This is a genomic window from Pantoea sp. Acro-807, from assembly GCF_011752675.1.
GTDB lineage: Bacteria > Pseudomonadota > Gammaproteobacteria > Enterobacterales > Enterobacteriaceae > Pantoea > Pantoea eucrina.
This window is the reverse complement of sequence record NZ_VWXE01000004.1, coordinates 1-17,509: the sequence shown is the minus strand read 5'-3', so window position 1 is coordinate 17,509 and position 17,509 is coordinate 1. Positions and strand designations below refer to the sequence as shown.

10 protein-coding genes are annotated in these 17,509 nt (G+C 55.4%); 5 read left to right on the top strand and 5 right to left on the bottom strand.

Annotated elements, in window-relative coordinates:
• Nucleotides 1-95 precede the first annotated feature (95 nt).
• The 3 genes from F3J39_RS10885 to fhuE all read right to left on the bottom strand — a co-directional run bounded on the left by F3J39_RS10885 (nt 96) and on the right by fhuE (nt 5,302).
• Nucleotides 96-1,091: an MsnO8 family LLM class oxidoreductase gene (locus F3J39_RS10885; RefSeq protein ID WP_040113450.1), complete on the bottom strand. Its 996-nt coding sequence runs from the start codon at nt 1,089-1,091 to the stop codon at nt 96-98.
• A 188-nt stretch (nt 1,092-1,279) separates the two neighbouring features.
• A complete protein-coding gene (locus F3J39_RS10880; RefSeq protein WP_104085680.1) occupies nt 1,280-2,479 on the bottom strand; it encodes a glycosyltransferase in 1,200 nt (399 codons plus the stop codon).
• Nucleotides 2,480-3,127: 648 nt separating this feature from the next.
• Nucleotides 3,128-5,302 carry a ferric-rhodotorulic acid/ferric-coprogen receptor FhuE gene (gene fhuE / locus F3J39_RS10875; RefSeq protein WP_104085681.1) on the bottom strand — a complete coding sequence of 725 codons (2,175 nt, stop codon included), beginning with the start codon at nt 5,300-5,302 and terminating at the stop codon, nt 3,128-3,130.
• 546 nt (nt 5,303-5,848) lie between these two features.
• Here fhuE and F3J39_RS10870 point away from each other — a divergent pair.
• The 3 genes from F3J39_RS10870 (at nt 5,849) to F3J39_RS10860 (ending at nt 11,866) form a co-directional block, all read left to right on the top strand.
• The gene (locus F3J39_RS10870) at nt 5,849-6,250 is read left to right on the top strand and encodes an H-NS family nucleoid-associated regulatory protein (protein WP_071668305.1); all 402 of its coding nucleotides are present in this window, start codon (nt 5,849-5,851) and stop codon (nt 6,248-6,250) included.
• A 219-nt stretch (nt 6,251-6,469) separates the two neighbouring features.
• Nucleotides 6,470-7,618 (top strand): amidohydrolase, encoded by a 1,149-nt coding sequence (locus F3J39_RS10865; protein WP_166714172.1) that lies wholly within the window; start codon nt 6,470-6,472, stop codon nt 7,616-7,618.
• 519 nt (nt 7,619-8,137) lie between these two features.
• A complete protein-coding gene (locus F3J39_RS10860) occupies nt 8,138-11,866 on the top strand; it encodes an FAD-dependent oxidoreductase (RefSeq protein ID WP_166714171.1) in 3,729 nt (1,242 codons plus the stop codon).
• A 35-nt stretch (nt 11,867-11,901) separates the two neighbouring features.
• Here the strand turns inward: F3J39_RS10860 and F3J39_RS10855 are convergent, their stop codons facing one another.
• Entirely contained in the window at nt 11,902-13,095 is a 1,194-nt protein-coding gene (locus F3J39_RS10855) for a cellulase family glycosylhydrolase (protein WP_223811795.1), read from the bottom strand.
• 103 nt (nt 13,096-13,198) lie between these two features.
• Nucleotides 13,199-14,086, bottom strand: coding sequence for a MurR/RpiR family transcriptional regulator (locus F3J39_RS10850; RefSeq protein WP_104085686.1), 888 nt, complete (start codon nt 14,084-14,086; stop codon nt 13,199-13,201).
• A gap of 364 nt (nt 14,087-14,450) precedes the next feature.
• Between F3J39_RS10850 and F3J39_RS10845 the strand changes: the two genes are divergently transcribed.
• Nucleotides 14,451-16,574: a TonB-dependent siderophore receptor gene (locus F3J39_RS10845; RefSeq protein ID WP_104085825.1), complete on the top strand. Its 2,124-nt coding sequence runs from the start codon at nt 14,451-14,453 to the stop codon at nt 16,572-16,574.
• Nucleotides 16,564-17,509 (top strand): ABC transporter substrate-binding protein (locus F3J39_RS10840; protein WP_247648252.1); only part of this gene is annotated, 946 nt, incomplete at its 3' end. The genes F3J39_RS10845 and F3J39_RS10840, both read left to right, overlap by 11 nt.

The window sequence follows — 17,509 nt, the reverse complement described above, 5'->3', positions numbered from 1 at the left end:
GCAGGCAGAATCAGATCGGTGCCGGGCAACATCGCTCGCAGCGATGCCAGAATGAGCAGCAGATAAGAAAAGCGGAGCGGATCATTACGCTATCCTCAGGCCGCAACCAGTCGCGCGGTGGCCAGCAGCTCCAGGGATTTAAACCGGGCGGCTTCGTCAGCGAGTGGCGTATCGATAATAAATTCGTCAATGCCGTAGCGATGATGCATCGACTCCAGCTGAGCATGCACCTGTGCAGCCGTGCCCTTTAGCAGTGACGGCGTGCGCGGCTCTATGACGTAATCCGCGTATCCTCCCTGGCGTACGTAACGTTCAGCCTGTTCCAGACTGGCAACGTTAACCGCCGGGCCATTTTTCACGCTGACGTGATAAAGACGCAGCGCATCGGTAAGCAGTTCAGCCTCTGCCGGCGAATCCGCCACAACCACCTGAACCGCTACCAGCGCACGGCCGCCGCGGCTGCGGGCATGATAGTGCTGCAGAACGCGCGCCATCAGCTGCGGATCGCCGTTATGGTGTGCAGCGAACACCAGCTGCCAGCCCAGCTCTGCGGCCAGCCCGGCGCTTGCTTCGCTGGCACCCAGCAGAAACCGGCTGGCGGGATGCGGTGGCTGTGGCGTGGCGCGCAGCGTCTCTTCGTCAGCGGAGGGAGATGCGTTCAGCCAGCTATCGAGAAGCGCCAGCTGTTCAGCAAAACTGCCTTTTTCAGCCAGGTTAACCCCGAGCTGAAGCGCCCGCGTTGAAAGCGGCAAACCGCCGGGCGCTTTACCGACGCCGAGATCGATGCGATCCGGTGCCAGCGATGACAGCAGATTAAAGTTCTCTGCAACTTTATAGGGACTGTAGTGCTGCAGCATGACGCCGCCAGAGCCGACGCGTATGGTGCGCGTCTGCGCGGCGATCCAGGCGATAAGCAATTCAGGTGACGGACTGGCCAGCTGCTCGCTGTTATGATGTTCTGCGACCCAGAAGCGCTTATAGCCCCAGCTCTCAGCCCGCTGCGCCAGTTTTAGCGAGCGCGCCAGCGCCTGTGTCGCATTTTCTCCTGCCGCAACCGGCGACTTATCGAGCACGCTTAATTGGTAAGACATACGCCCTGTCCTTGTCCTGATGAATATGGCGTTTAGTTTGCAGGCTATGATTCCGTTACGTAAAACATCATATTGTTAGTTCTATTGCTGTTTTGCGCATATCACCCGGCTGGCCGGAACAGAAATAAAAAAACTCCTGCAGCAGCTGCAGGAGTCAGATTAAAAAAAGAATAGCTGTCGGATAAAGATTAAGAGCGTTTGAGTGCGACTGCTTCACTGCGATCAAATGAATCATGCGTATCTTTTGCGCCATAAATGGCAGAGAGCGCGCGGTTAAATTTATCCGGATCGTGGTGCTGACGGATCCTGTTTACGGCTGCCGCTGAATAATCAGCCACGCGCATCCGGTCTTCAAGTATCGCCTTAATATGTGCCTTGAGCTGCGACACAATTAATATGCGCAGCGCCATTTTCTCCGCCAGCGTATCCACATTCAGTTCAAACATATCGTTGAGCGGACAGTTGATCAGCCAGCCGCTCTGAGCCGGATTAATTTCCGGCAGCGCCCGGACGTTAGTGGTAATCACCGGACAGCCGCACGCCTGCATTTCCAGCACGGAGAAGCCATAGGTATCCTGCCAGGTCGGCAGCAATCCGACATGCGTTTCACGCAGCAGCTGCATCACCTCATCATTAGACAATGCAGTATGATGGGTGAATACGGAGCGCTCAGCTATCAGGGTTTCAATTTGATGATGGAAAGCGGCATCGTCCTGCCACTCACGATGCGCAATATTATGCTGCTTTTTAATGTCGCCGATCAGGTTAACGCCGATCTGGTCAGCTGATATCACACCCTCGTCCATCAGTTCGGAGAAAGCCATTACCACTTCGGCTCCGCCTTTGCGGTAGAACTCATTACCGACAAAGGTGAAGATCATTTTATCGGCCGCTGGCGTGCGTCCGCCCTCATAGAGCACCGGCTGCGGCGGATGCAGCACGTGCAGTTTGTCGCTAATCGCTTCCCGCTCAATGGGAAAAGCGTCCAGCAGTTTCAGCTCAATTTTTCGCGTTGCCTCTGAGATGGCGATAATGCCGGCACATTCCGGTGCTGCAACATAGTACATCAGCTTTTTTAACAGCGGATTAGCTGTTTTGGCGACGCCCGGTACCGGCAATACCCGCGGCAGCTCGGTTTCAAAGGTTGACACCCAGCGCTCGCGGCTGGTTGCCACTTCATTAAAGAGATGAACTACCTTTTTTTCGCTACCGGCTGACCATAGCGGCGCGGAAAATATAAACAGCTTATTGCGTTTCAGAATTTTCCCACGAAACGCATTAATATACGTCCAGATATTTCTGGAGTGAAAATCGATATACGTTTTCTTAACATCAGTAACAATATTTCTTTTTTCGGGATATCCCTTGCCGCTAATGATGATTTTCATTTTATACTCCGGCCATAAACTTTAAGCACTACAAACCCGGCATTCAAAAAGTTAAAAATTGCAGATCGCCCGACGAGTATAATGCTTTATCAGCCTTCATATTGGTTATTCGGATTATTCCCCGAAAATCATTTCAGCATGTTATTTTATATTAATTATTTTTACGGCAGATATTAAAATAACCGCACTAACTTATAGCCTGCTAATTAAAAATTCCCTGTCTGAATGCATAGCGGACATTATCAATCAATTGAAATTAACGACTATTAAATCGTCTTTTGATTAACGTTGATAACATTAGCCAGCCTGGCATTATCTGATACCAGACAGAGATACAATCCTTAATAACGGGCCGGAGAGTGTAAATATGGTGGATATTATTCTTAATTATCATGCCATTAAACGAAGGCGCACCCTGCAGACCTGATTCATAACCGGACGCCTATACATGCGACCGCCTGTGATGTACGCAAAAGAGGCGCATCAATGCATAACCGCGTTAAACAGTAAGGTGCGTTACTTTGTCCGGAGATTAAAAAATCTATTCAGCCTGAATGCACTTTAGCCTAAGAGGAGAGCAGAGTGCGATGGGTATAAACCATTAGCCGCCTGAGGAGAAGAGGCGCGTTCAGAACGCGCCTGCCGGGATCAGAAGCGGTAACTCGCCGTTACCGAGTAACTGCGCGGTTCACCATACACGATGCCGCTGCTGCCCACATTCTCGTCATACTCTTTATCAAACAGGTTTTTCAGGTTGGCCTGCAGGGAGAGATTTTTTGTCACGTCGTAGCGGGCAAACAGGTCCACCAGCGCATAACTTCCCTGACGCACACGCCAGGTTCCGTTACCTTCAGGTCCGCCGATATCTTTCCAGGTCTTTGACTGCCAGTTAACGCCGCCGCCCAGCGTCAGTTTATCGAACTGAGGCAGGCGATAGTGCGTAAAGAGATTGAAAGAGGTACGGGGCAGCTGGGAGTTATAGGCCTCACCCTTGCTGTCTTTTGCTATGTAGGTCGTACCGCCAAACGTCATCTGCCAGTTATCCGTCAGCGCACCGTTGATCTCAAATTCAACGCCGCGGCTGACAACGCCATCGGTGGTTTCATAAATAGCGCTTCCGCTCTCGCTGAAACGTCCGGTATCAACCGGCGCATTATCCAGCTCGGTTCGGAACAGAGAGATCGTGGTGGTCAGACGGCTATCAAACCAGTCCGATTTAACCCCGGTCTCATAGTTTTTACCGACAACTGGCGTCAGGAAACTGCCGCTGGCATCCAGATTATCCTGCGGCTGAAAGACCGAGGTATAGCTGGCAAACGCTGACCAGGCGTCATTGATGTCCCAGATAAGACCGCCATACGGCGTGGTATTGTTCTCTTCCAGTTCAGAGGTAATGCCCTGACGGTTCCAGTTGGTATATCGCGCCCCGACAATCAGATGCAGCGGATCGGCGAGCGTCAGGCGCGTAGCCATATAGACCGATTTTTGCCGCACCAGCTGGCTGTCCGTGGCAGGTTCGCGCGGCGACCAGTCAGGCTCCGGATAGTTGCCGTTGAAGTCGTTAAAGTTACCCAGTTCAGCAGAGGAGATGTTGGTCCAGGCGCTGTAATATTTATTATCCTGACGACTGTAGTTAACCCCCAGCATCAGCTGATGCTGGCGTCCCAGCAGCTCATAAGGGCCGCTGGCAAAGGCATCTACCGCATCCACTTTGCGCTTGCCGGTGTTATAACCGGTTCCGCCGATGACCGGATAATTTGCGTAGGCAGAGCTGCCTGCACCGGTCACCTTATTGAAATAGCCGTCGAGATAGATCTGCTTACTGTCCAGCAGCATTTCGTTATGCGTGCCGTTGAGCGTAATGTTCCAGCCGTTATCAAAATTCTGCTGCAGATTGACGAAAACCTTGCGGTTCTCTTTATTGTTGTAAGCCCACTCCGGTTGAGTGTTATAGCCGCGACGCAGATGCGTCTGGCTGCCATCGGTATACCAGCGCGGCGCCCCACCCCACATCGGCGAATCGGTATCGACCTGCGTAAATTCGTAGCCCGCGGAAAGCGTGGTGCTCTCAGTCAGATCGGCGTCTATCACGCCATAAATAAATTTTTTCTCAAAACCGTAGCGTTCAATAAAGCTGTTTTTATCCTCATAACCAGCTACTACGCGCCCGCGCACGTTACCCTCAGGGGTGAGCGGCGCAGAGAGATCGGCAACATAGCGCTGTTTATTCCAGCTGCCGTAGCTCGCTTCCAGCGATCCGGTAGGGGTTTTACTGTCAGCGTGCTTACGTACCATATTAATCGACGCAGAAGGATTCCCGGGCCCGGTGAGTAACCCGGTCGCGCCGCGCACCACCTCGACCCGCTCATAAAGCGCCATGTCGGTCTGGGCATCACCCAGATTCCAGCGTGATGCAAACGCGGTCGGGATCCCGTCTACCATATAGTTGTCAATGAGAAAGCCGCGCGAGTAGTAACTGGTACGATCCATATCCGCCGAAACACCCCTGATACCGGTAGTGTTGGACAGAACATCATTCAGCGACTGCAGCTGCTGATCGGCCATACGCTGTTTACTGATAAGCGATACCGACTGAGGAATGTCGCGCGCCGTCAGCGCCATTTTTGTGCCTGCGCGCGTTACCGGTATGCTGTAATCCCGATCGTTCTGATTTTCCACGTCAGACGCGCTGGTTTCCACCATCAGGGTCTGTTCCGCCGCCTGTGCAACACCGGCTGCAATCAGCATCGCCAGCAATGACATTTTCAGCGCAGGTTGTGCCGTTGCAGCCGCAGCGCGGACGCGCATCGGTTTAGAAGACATAGCCATCCTTAATTCTCATTTTAGTTTATCTGTCAGCGCACCCTGCCGGTCACCTGGAGCAGGCATAGCTAAGAAAGCAAATGAGAAATATACTCATTTAGATTACTATTGCAAGAAATTGTTACTGCTTCTGACACCCTGTAATCCGATAAAAAACCATAATTTTCATTGATTAATACGGATTTAAGCTTTTTAGCTTAACAAACTACATGACTATCCGTTCGGTTCGTTACAAAACGCGACAGAAAGTCACCGCCTGCTGCCGGCCGCCATAGCGTTGCGCCGGGCGCCGGCATGGGCAGGCCGCCCAGGAAGGTATAACAGCGGAAAGATCGATCTGCCGGTAGCGTGACCACTTTATAAATTCTGGTGTCCGTTAAATATTCAGTTTGCGGCTAATAAATTTCTGATGCAGGTGATAACTCAATGAGTCTGATAATTGTGCGATATAGCGGATTTAACGCCCTGATGCATATTTTAATTTGAGAAAAAATATCGTAGAATGCGCGCTTTCAAATTTTCACATCAGTAATAAGGGTTATATTCATGAGCGATGCACTAAAGGCATTGAATAATCTTCGTACACTGCGTGCTCAGACGCGTGATATTGAAGTAGCGGTATTAAATGAGATGCTGGAAAAGCTCGCTGTGGTCGTTGCAGAACGCCGTGAAGAAGCTGAAGCAGATAATGCTGCTCAGCGCGAAAAAGCAGAAAAACTGGCGTTATACAAAGAGATGCTGATGAATGATGGCATCGATATTAGTGAACTTGCGCAATTAAACCAGGCAGAAACTAAACCTAAAGCCAAACGCGCGCCGCGTCCGGCTAAGTATAAATATACCGATGAAGAAGGTAATGAAAAGCAGTGGACCGGTCAGGGCCGCACGCCTTCTCCGATTAAGAGCGCTATTGATGCCGGCGCATCGCTGGACGATTTTTTAATCTGATTAGCTGACACGCATATTTCCCAGCCTCATTTCCCCGGGGCTGGTTTCGCCACTCTTCCTGCCCTTCTTTATAACCCTGAACCGATCAACCGCTGCTGTTATTCACTTATTGCAATATCATTGCGGGTATTGAGATATATCGCTCACTCGTTCTGCTGTTACCTTCCCCGGATAACGTGCTGCACGCCGCGCAGCGTAATCGTGAGAAAGGAACAAACTATGTCGCCGTCAGAATCAACGCAGTTAACAGAACAGCTGGTCGCTTTCCGGCAGGAGCTGCACCGTTTCCCGGAGCTGTCAAACCAGGAATTTGCCACCACACAACGCATTCGTGAGCAGCTGGAGGCGCACAATATCCGCATTCTCCCCCTGGCACTGACAACCGGACTGGTCGCTGAAGTGGGTCCCGCAACCGGTCCGCTGGTGATGCTGCGGGGCGATATTGATGCCTTGCCGATTGAAGAGCACTCCGGAGTAGAGTTTACTTCAGCGCATCCCGGAGTCATGCACGCCTGCGGTCACGATTTTCACAGTGCGGCCATACTGGGCGCAGCCATTCTGCTGAAATCCCGCGAAACACAGCTGGCTGGCCAGGTGCGCTTTATTTTTCAGGCAGCAGAGGAGACCGGTGAAGGCGCACCCGCGGTGCTTGCCAGCGGTGCTTTGCAGGATGCGTTTGCCATATTTGGTCTCCATAACGATCCCTCTCTGCCGGCAGGTGTGGCGGGCAGCCGGGCGGGCGCCCTGACCGCCGCCGTTGACCGCTTTGCGCTACAGATCACCGGCACCGGCAGCCATGCCGCACACCCGAATCAGGGTAACGACCCTATTGTGATTGCCGCGCACATTGTCTCTGCAGTCCAGACGCTGATCAGCCGTAACCTCCCTTCAGCAGAGAATGCTGTGTTCTCGATTACCCAGCTTCACAGCGGCAGCACGTGGAATGTCATTCCGGAAAGCGCCTGGCTGGAAGGCACCGTGCGCACCTTTTCCGCCGCAGCGCGCGAACGTATTGAACAGCGATTTCGTGAACTGGTAAAAGGTATCAGCGCAGCGTTTGCGGCTGAAATAGCAATCACCTGGCAGGCCGGGCCACCCGCAGTGATAAATGATGCGCACTGGACAGCGTTTGCCCTGCAGCAGGCAGCGCTTAACGGGCTGGACGCACGTGAAATTGCTGCCACCCCGATTGGCGAAGATTTTGCTTACTATCAGCAGCACATACCCGGCGCATTTATCATGATTGGCACCGGTGAAGCCTGGCCTCTGCATCACCCTGCGTTTCGCATTAACGATGATGTGCTGTTGCCTGCTGCACACTACCTTGCAGCGCTGGCCGAAGCAGCTTTTGCTCAGCGGCCGGTTTAATACGTAACGCAATTTTTTCTCTGCCGCCTAATCAGAGCCGCAAAAATTAAACCTAGAAGTGCTGCAAATAAAAACCGTCAGGCGCAATTATTATACCATTCAACATGTTGAACATAGCGGCAGCTTTTTTTTGGATTAAAAAACGTGAAGCGAAAATCAAAAATCGCTGCGAATAAATTATCCTTCGCTGAAATAGTAATTTTTCCATTTTTCTACTGTAGCCATTGAAAAATAGCGTTATTCGCCGAAAAAAGAGAGGATCAGCAGTCAATAAAGCAAAGCATTGGCTGCCGCTTTGCTTTTTTTTCAGCAACTTCACAGGGTTGCTGAAACCCGGCACCTGACTATAATTTCCTCAAACAACCTTTATAAATTTTTACCGCTGTCCTGACGTTGTCGTGTAACCCGCTGGCAGCCTTTTTATTTATCCAGTCACAGCCCTGATAAATTTCAACTAAAGCTGGTCCTGTAATTTACTTTACAGGGCTGCTGTTTTGTCCTGTTTTCCAGGAGAATTAAATGTTGCCATTTTCCAGCTTCTGGCAGGCCGGTTTTGAGGGTGCCGATCATATTAATCCCGCCGGGATTGCACTTGATATGAATGTAATCAATGCACACGACGTGCATATTGCAACGGATTATGCCGCGCTCGCTGCATTTAATATTCGGTCAGTGCGTGAAAGCGTGGGCTGGCGGCTGGCTGAAGCCGATCCACAGCGTACCTTTGCCCGGCTGACCCGCTGCATGCAGTCGGCCAGCGAGCAGGGTATTCAGGTGAACTGGACGCTGAGCCACTATGGCTGGCCGGACGATCTCACCCTGTTCTCGCCTGAATTTGTGCCGCGTTTTGCGCGGTTCTGCCATCAGGTTGCGACCTGTCTGGCCGGATTTTACCGTGACGTGCCCCCGGTTTACTCACCGGTTAACGAGCTCTCTTTTTTCGCCTGGGGTATTTCAGTAGGACTCTTTGGTAACAACGCCGATAGCGATCCCGATGCCATTAAGCGGCAGCTGGTACGCGCTGCCCTGGCGGGCTGTGATGCCATTCTGGCCGTCGATCCGCGCGCACGTTTTTTGCACTGCGATCCCATTATTCATGTGGTGCCGGAGGATGAAAGCGAGCACGCACAACAGCACGCCGCCGCTCTGACGGCCGCGCAGTATCAGGCGTGGGATATGCTGGCAGGGCTGCGTGAACCGGAGCTGGGCGGGTCGCCGCGCTATCTGGATCTGATCGGAGCCAACTATTATCACGGTAACCAGTGGCTGGCGCAGACCGGCCAGCGGCTGGAGTGGCATCTGGATGATGCCCGGCGCATTCCGTTATCCGACATGCTTGCCCGTCTCTCGGCGCGCTATCAGCGCCCCCTGCTGCTGGCAGAAACCAGCCACGTCGGCAGCGGCCGCGCGGCCTGGATAACCCATATTACCGACCAGGTCGCGCAGGCGCAGCTGGCAGGCTGCGATATTCGCGGCATTTGCCTCTACCCGATTATCGATCGGCCTCTCTGGGAAGATATTACGCACTGGCCGCATAGCGGTCTGTGGGATAGCGATTCGCAAAACGTTCGCCTGCTTAACCACGCTTATGCTGCCGCGCTGCGGCAATCACAACGCGCACTCGCGCGTTTTCAGGGGTTTCTCACACCGGCCGCTGGGCCAAAGGAGTTCGTCATGAATCAATCTGTACTGGTGGTATTTAGTCATCTGCGCTGGGGATTTGTGTTTCAGCGGCCGCAGCATGTGCTCTCACGCCTTGCACAGCACCACCGGATTATTTTTATTGAAGAGCCGGTTTATCAGGCGGGTGAAGCGGGATTGCGCACCTCGCAGCCGGCGGCCAATGTCACCGTGGTCGAGCCGCATACGCCGATACACGCCCCCGGTTTTCATGACGACCAGATTGCGCTACTGCAGCCGCTGCTCAGCAACCTGCTGGAGCCTGGCACTGAACCGCTGGTCTGGTTCTACACCCCAATGGCGCTGCCGCTGCTTAGCGCGTTTAACAGCCGCGGGATCATTTATGACTGTATGGATGAACTCTCCGCGTTTGACCAGGCGCCGCGTCAGCTGCAGCAGCGCGAATCGGCTCTTCTGAGCCGCGCTGACCTGGTCTTTACCGGCGGACGCAGCCTGTATGAAGCGAAAAAAGATCGTCACTCGCGCGTTCACTGTTTTCCCAGCAGCGTGGATGCCGGGCACTTTGCACAGGCGCTCGACCGCAGCAACGGCCATCCGCTGCAGCAGTTTCTGCCTAAACCGCGCCTCGGTTACTACGGTGTGATTGATGAGCGCATGGATCTGCCGCTGGTCACCGCGCTGGCTGACGCGCACCCTGACTGGCAGATCATCATGGTGGGACCGGTGGTCAAGATCGATCCTGCGACGCTGCCGCAGCGTAAAAACCTGCACTGGTTCGGACAGCAGCCTTATGCCGCCCTGCCGCAGTTTCTGGCGGGCTGGGATGTCTGCCTGATGCCGTTTGCGCTCAATGCCTCCACGCGCTTTATCAGCCCGACAAAGGTTCTGGAGTACATGGCCGCGCAGCTGCCGATTGTCAGCACAGCGATCGCTGACGTAGCGCGCCAGTATGCTGACGTCGTGACAATAGCCGATTCGCAGGAAGCCTTTATTCAGGGCTGCGAACACGCTCTGCGCCAGACAGCTGAACGGCGTCATATGCAGGCTGAAGCGATGGCTGCCGTAGTCGCCGCGACGTCCTGGGATAATACGGTGGCGCAGATGCAGCAGCACCTCAGCGCCATTAAACGTCAGCCCGCCCGGCCTGCGACGCAGGCCGCTGCACCCGCTGAACGCACGCAGCCGGTCACGCTGCATCCGGTTGAATGTCTTATCCTCGGCGCAGGGCCTACCGGCCTGAGTGCCGGTTATCATTACGGTAAAGGGGCCGTCGTACTGGAGAAAAATGAGTCGCCAGGCGGCTGGTGCCGGTCAATCGAAGATAAGGGTTTTACCTTCGACTATGCCGGTCACATCATGTTCTCCAACGATCCCTACGTGCTGGAGCTCTACGATCTGCTGCTGGGTGAGAATCAGCACTGGCAGATGCGCGAAGCCTGGGTCTATAGCCACGATGTCTATACGCGCTACCCGTTCCAGTCAGCGCTGCACGGCCTGCCGGCGGAGGTGATTAGTGAATGTGTGCTGGGCGCGATTGAAGCGCGCTACGGCGCGGCAGAAAACGATACCGCCATACTGCCTGGCGCAGACGCATCGCGCGACTGCTGCGCCGACGGCGTGGTAGCGGATGAGGGCTGCATCACTGAACAGCGCGACAGTGAAGATTTTGAACATTTTATCTATCGCGTCTGGGGCAAAGGCATCGCCCGTCATTTTGCCGTTCCCTATAACCGTAAACTGTGGAAAACGCCGCTGGCCAGCATGGAGACCTCGTGGCTGGGCGGTCGCGTACCCCTGCCGGATCTGGCGCAGATCGTCAGCGGTGCGCTTGCGCCGCTGGAGAAACCGGTCGGGCCCAACGCGCGCTTCGGCTATCCGCTGCGCGGCGGCTTTCAGGCGCTGATGAACGGTTTCCTGCCTCACCTTAGCTGTACGCTGGAGACCGGAACGGCGGTAGCCGAGATTCAGCCGCAGTCGCGCAGCGTCATGCTCAGCGACGGCAGGCATCTGCAGTATGACCAGCTCATCAGCACGCTGCCCTTACCGGAACTGGTGCGCCTGATGGGCGCCCGCGCGCCGCAGGCGGTACAGCAGGCGGCTTCTCAGCTGCGTCATACCTCTGTGTGCTGCGTTAATCTTGGTATCGGACGTCCGGCGATCAGTGAAAAGCACTGGATTTACTATCCGGGAGACACGCTGTTCCATCGCATCTTCCTGCAGGGTAATGCCAGCCCGCACTGTAATCCTCCGGGCGGATTCGGTCTGACCTGTGAAATCACCTGGCGTGACGATCAACCGCTGCCCTGTGAGGGTGAAGCGCTGATCCAGCGCTGTATCGATGACTGTATCCGGGTAGGCATTATCAATGAGGATGATGAGATCCTCACCAGTAGTATCGTAAACATGCCGTACGCCTATGTCGTTTACGATCATGCGCGCAGTGCCAACGTGGCGCTGATCCGTAGCTGGCTGGCCACGCAAAGTATCCATCTGGCCGGGCGCTACAGCGAATGGGAGTATTACAATTCGGATCACGCTTTCCTGGCGGGCAAGCGGGTAGCAGAGAGCGTGAAAGATCTGCTCAGCAATCGCAAAACTATCGCCTGAGGCGGGGCGTGCCGGGCCGCATGGCCCGGCACGCCTTACTGACCGGCGAGCCGCTTGCGTATCGGCTCAAACTCTTTTGTGGCGCTGCGCGGCAGGGGATCGGGCAGATTTTTCTCTGCCGCCTGCCAGTAGCGCCACGGCACTTTCTGACGACCCAGTTCATAATCCATGCCGTCCCAGCTATCTTCACGAAAGCTATAAAATGCCCAGTGCGCGTCATGGCTGTCCAGCACCGTCAGCACATCTTCCAGGTACCGGGTACAACCGGCCAGCGTGCGCACGCAGCCAAACTCGCTAACCACCAGCTGCCGCTTATCGATCCCGTTACGCGCAGCCCATTCAAAAGGGCGTGCCAGATAGTCCGCGACACGCGCCGCATCCCACTGCTGCATATCCTCGCCGAAAGGTACGTAACCCGGATAGGGCCAGGGCTTTTCACGCCGTGCGTTGGGTGCGCTGGTCGCAGCATAGGGTTCATACATGTGCACGCTGTAAAGTATGCGCGTGTCGTGCAGCGCCTCAGGCCAGTAGTCAAACGCATCGGCGGCGGCATACCAGCCGCTGTCGACCATTATCGGTGTAACGGCATCTGCTTCACGAATAGCGGCTATCAGCGCGGCATAAAACGCCGGCAGATCGCGGCTTCCGCCACGCTGCTGCTGATACCAGCGCGCCATCGCCTCGCTGCTGGCGTGCTCTGCCAGTCCGCCATTTTTTTCCGGCGCGGGCTCATTGATCAGGTTATAGGCGGCGATAGCGGGATGATGGTGCAGAGCAGCAGCCAGATCGTGCCAGTAGCGCACGCTGGCTTCCCACCAGGCTTTATCCTGCCAGAGCCGATCGTCAAATTTTCCCCCGTTATTCTGCGCCCAGCGCATGCCGGGCAGAGAGAGAGGCGTAATAACCACGCGCAGGCCCGCTGCCCAGGCGCGGTCGAGGGTGTGGATAAGCGTCTGCAGATCGCCGGCGTCCAGCCCGCGATACTCATCTGCGTTACCCAGCAAAAAATCGCGTTGCTGCGTGGGCCACTTATCCCAGGAGAGCCGTACCCAGCTGGCACCGTAGTCATGCAGAGCCGTAAAATATTTGCTGTCAGGCGGCAGCCGGTTAAAACTGTTGGCCCCGTGCCGCGATGCTGACCAGAACGCCATGGCGTCTGCCGCCAGGCTAACCGGGCTGGTCAGAACGAGTGTTATAAACAGGGTAATAGTTGTCAGAAATGCACGCACAAGAACTCCTTCTTTTGCCTGCATTTATAGCGATAAAACCGCACCGGCAGGTGTTATTTTTCGTGAATTTTGCGCGCGCCGGATATTCACGATCGGTTCATACTTAGCGTTTAGTACCGGACTTAAGCGATCGGTTTAGCTCCTGAATCCGCTTCATGGTTTTCACCGTGCGTCCGGCATTGACTGAGGCAACCGACAGGATAAGCATTTCAAGACAGACCAGCACGGTCCCGTGCAGCGGCATGCGTCCTCCTTCCCCGCCGCGTGGTACATTGATCACGATATCAGCCTCGCGCGCAAAGGCAGACTCCATCGCATGCGTCAGCAGAATGACAGGAATGCCCAGCTTTCTCGCCTCCTTTAACGCCGTGACCCCTTCACGATGCGCCGATTTCTGCGCCATCATCACCAGTACATCACCACGCTGCAGGCTCAGCAACTGCTCTGCCAGCGCAATGCCGGTGCGGTTCAGGGTTGTGGCGGGCAGCCCGATACGGCTGAACATACGGGCGCTGTAGTCCGCAAGAATACCTGACGCGTTGATGCCAAAGAGGGCGACCTGACGCGCTTCGCTTAGCAACGCCACCGCCTGTGCCACCGCCTGACGGTTTTCGGGCTGTGCCAGCGCGTGACACGCCTGCTGGTGTCCCAGCAGCACAAAATCGATGCTGGCATTAATATCGCAGGCCAGTTCGCTAACGGTCGCGCTCATCTTTGCCGCAGAGTTAATGGCCGGCCCCGCCCACTCCGCCAGCGTGAGTTTAAGATCGCGCAGGCCCGTAAAGCCCAGCGCCTGTACGGCACGGATCACCGTCGCATCAGACGTTCCCGTTGCGGCGGCAATATCGATAGCCGTCGCTTCCGCCACGCTCTCACGATGCGCATCAATATAGCGGGCGACCGTCTGCAGCCGGGGGGAGAGACTGGCGATACGAGCCCGGCAGCGGTCGCCAAAAATGTCTGTCCGGACACCCTTTTTTTTCAGCGCCATGGGCTGAGGCTCCTGACATTACCCGCTGTGAAAGGCGGATATGTTGTAGTGGCTGGTCTCGTGATAATGAGATGCGCCCTATTCACTTTACTCACAGAACGAGAAACCTCTTCGCATTTTAGTGATTAATATATTGATTTATAACATCAATATTTAAATATACCGTCATTAGACGGATTCCGGATAAATGTAGTATTACCTGCATTATATCCGTTTACTACTACATTCTTTCATGTTTGAATGATTCTCAATTACATTCAAGCCTGCATTGTGGCCGCTGAATGATTATTCTCCCTGCCCGCGCGCGGCAGGTTTTGCCGATGGCTTTATGACGGAACACTCCGTCTTTACCAGGTTTGCTGACATGCTTATTTCCTCTACTTTTGTGCCAAAGGCGTTACGCCCTGCGTTATATGTTGCGCTGCAGGGGCTTATCCCTGTCTCCGTTACGGCCAATGCCGCAGAGCAGGAAACCACGCTCACGGTTCAGGCTGATAGTGAAACCGCGTCCGGTTATAGCGCCGGCAGCAGCACCGTCAGCAGCAAACTGCCCGTTGCGCGGCTTGATGAGATCCAGTCAGTCAGCATCGTAACGCCGCAACAGCTGGAGGATTACCAGGTCAGTCGCCTGACGGAGGCGATGCGCTTTGTCAGCGGCGTAAGCGAAGGTAATACGCTGGCAGGCACGGAAGATGGCTTTGTGCGCCGCGGGTTTGGCGGCAACAGCGACGGTTCGATCTATCGCGATGGCATACGCAGCAGTCAGGGCCTCAATGTCAACGCAGCAACGGAGCGGGTTGAAGTACTGAAAGGATCCGCTTCACTGCTCTACGGCATCCAGAATCCGGGCGGCGTCATCAATATCATCAGCAAAAAACCGCTTTATGAATGGCGTACCGCGCTGAGCGGCCGGACCGCCAGCAGCGGCGGCGGCAGCGGTACGTTCGATATCACCGGACCACTGGATAACGGTTTTGCTTTCCGGCTGGTCGCAGAGCAGCAGAACCAGGATTACTGGCGCAATTTTGGTCGTGATAAACACCGGCTCATCGCACCCTCGCTGCAGTGGTATGGCGAGAAAGCCAGCTTTCTGCTGAGTTACGAAGATTACCAGTATGATATTCCTTACGATCGCGGTACGGCGTTTATCCATAACCGCCCGGTTGATATCGGCTACAAAGATCGGCTGGATGATAAAGCTGGCCACGCCTGGGGCCATAATAAAACGCTGAATACCCACTACGACTGGCAGTTTAGTGACGACTGGAGCACGCGTGTGACGCTGGGCTGGAACCAGCGCCAGTATGATAATAATGAAGTGCGCGTTACCGCCATCGATCCGGACAGCGGGGTTGTGACGCGTCGCGCTGACGCCAATCGCGGTTTTAATCATCAGACAAAATATATCGCCTGGGATCTGACCGGTACGCAGCAGCTTGCCGGCATGACGCACACGCTGGTGGCGGGTACCGATTATGAGATGAATCAGACCTTGCGGGCGCGGCAGTATCAGGGCAAAGCAAATCGCGGGTTTACGCTTGCCGAACCGCATTACGATCTGCTTGCGCCGGTCACGGATGCCACTACCGAGCGCCGCGCAAATGCGCGGCTGCTGAACCGCATTCACAGCCGCTCGCTTTACGCCAAAGATAGCGTAGCGATTAACGATCGCTGGACCCTGGTGGCAGGCGGCCGCTATCAGCATTATGAACAGCGCGCCTCAAAGGGAGCCGACCCAATCGTGCCGACGCTGGAGAGCAGCGGCAACAAATTTTTGCCGCAGGCAGGCGCGATCTACAAACTGACACCGGATATCTCGCTCTACACCAGCGTCAGCAAATCGTTCACCCCCTCAACCGAGGTGGATGATGCGGGACGGGTGGGCAAACCTGAACAGGGCACCAGCTGGGAAGCGGGCAGCAAGTGGCAAATCACGCCGACGCTGTTTGCCAGCCTGGCGCTTTACCGCATTGATGAGCGCGATATGTCACTCAGCATCAATGGCACCACGCGCACTATCAACCGGGCGCGATCCACAGGCGCTGAAGCGGAGCTTAACGGGGAAGTGGCTGCCGGCTGGGAGATCAGCGCCAGTTACAGCTATGATATAGCGGAGATCGCTGACGATGGCGTAAACAGGGCCAATAACGGCAACCGGCTGCAGAACGCTCCCCGTCACGCCGGTGCACTTTGGCTCACCCACACGCTGGCGCTGCCCGGCATTCCGGGTGATTTCCGCATCGGGGGGGGTGCCCGCTATGTCGGTTCACGCGCGGGCGATCCGGAGAACAGCTTTACCCTGCCTGACTATACGGTAGCCGACACCTTTATTGCCTGGAACAGTACCCTTTCCGGGCATAAAACCCGGCTTCAGCTGAACCTGAATAATCTGTTTGATAAACACTACTACACCTCCAGCGGTGGCAACCTGCGCGTACGCGAAGGCGAGACCCGCAATCTGGTGGCGGAGGCGAGCATTGCGTTCTGATTCACTCTTTTTCGCCAGCCTGCTGCTGTTAGCCGGGCTGCTGCTCAGCCCGCTGGCGCAGGCAAAAACGCTCACCGATATTGACGGTCATTTGGTGACAATACCCGATCGCCCGCAGCGCATTGTGCTTGGCGAAAGCCGTATGCTCTATACGCTGGCGCTGCTGGCGCCTGAAAATCCGCTGCAGCACATTGTGGGCTGGCCACGCGATCTGCAGAAATATGATGCGCAGATGTGGCGCAGCTTTGCGCGGCGTTTTCCGCAAATAGAGACGGTTCCGTCACTTGGCAGCGGTGGCCCGGCGGCGATCAACCCGGAACAGGTTATTGCGCTGCGCCCCGACGTCGTCATTTTACCCAGTCTGGCACGCTATGATGATGCTGACGCGCGTCTGCTTGCGGTACTGCAGGCGGCACACATTCCGGTCGTGAAGATCGACCTGCGCGTTCAGCTGCTGAAGAATACCCGGCGCAGCGTGGAGATCCTGGGTGATGTCATTAATCAGCAGGCGCGGGCAGCCGCATTTAACCGGTTTTACGCCGCCCATATGCGGGTCATTGAGGAGCGGCTTGCTGATTTTCACGGTGCGCGCCCTGAAGTGCTGCTGCACCTGCATCTGGGACGCCGCAATGAGTGCTGCGTGACGGCAATCAACGGCAGTCTGGGCGAGCTTCTGCGCCTGGCCGGAGGCGACAACATCGCCGCCCGTACCCGGCAGGGTGTGTTTGCCCGCCTGAGTGAAGAGAGCGTGATTGCCGCGCAGCCTGACTACTACTTTGCTACCGGTTTTAGCGACAATCAGAGCAGTGGCCGGCTGAAGCTCGGACCGGAGATCGCGCCTGATGTTGCACTGCAGAGTTTTCAGCAGCTGACCGGACAGCAGAAAGGGCTGCGCGGGCTGAAGGCGCTGCATAATGGTCAGGCGGGCGCGCTGT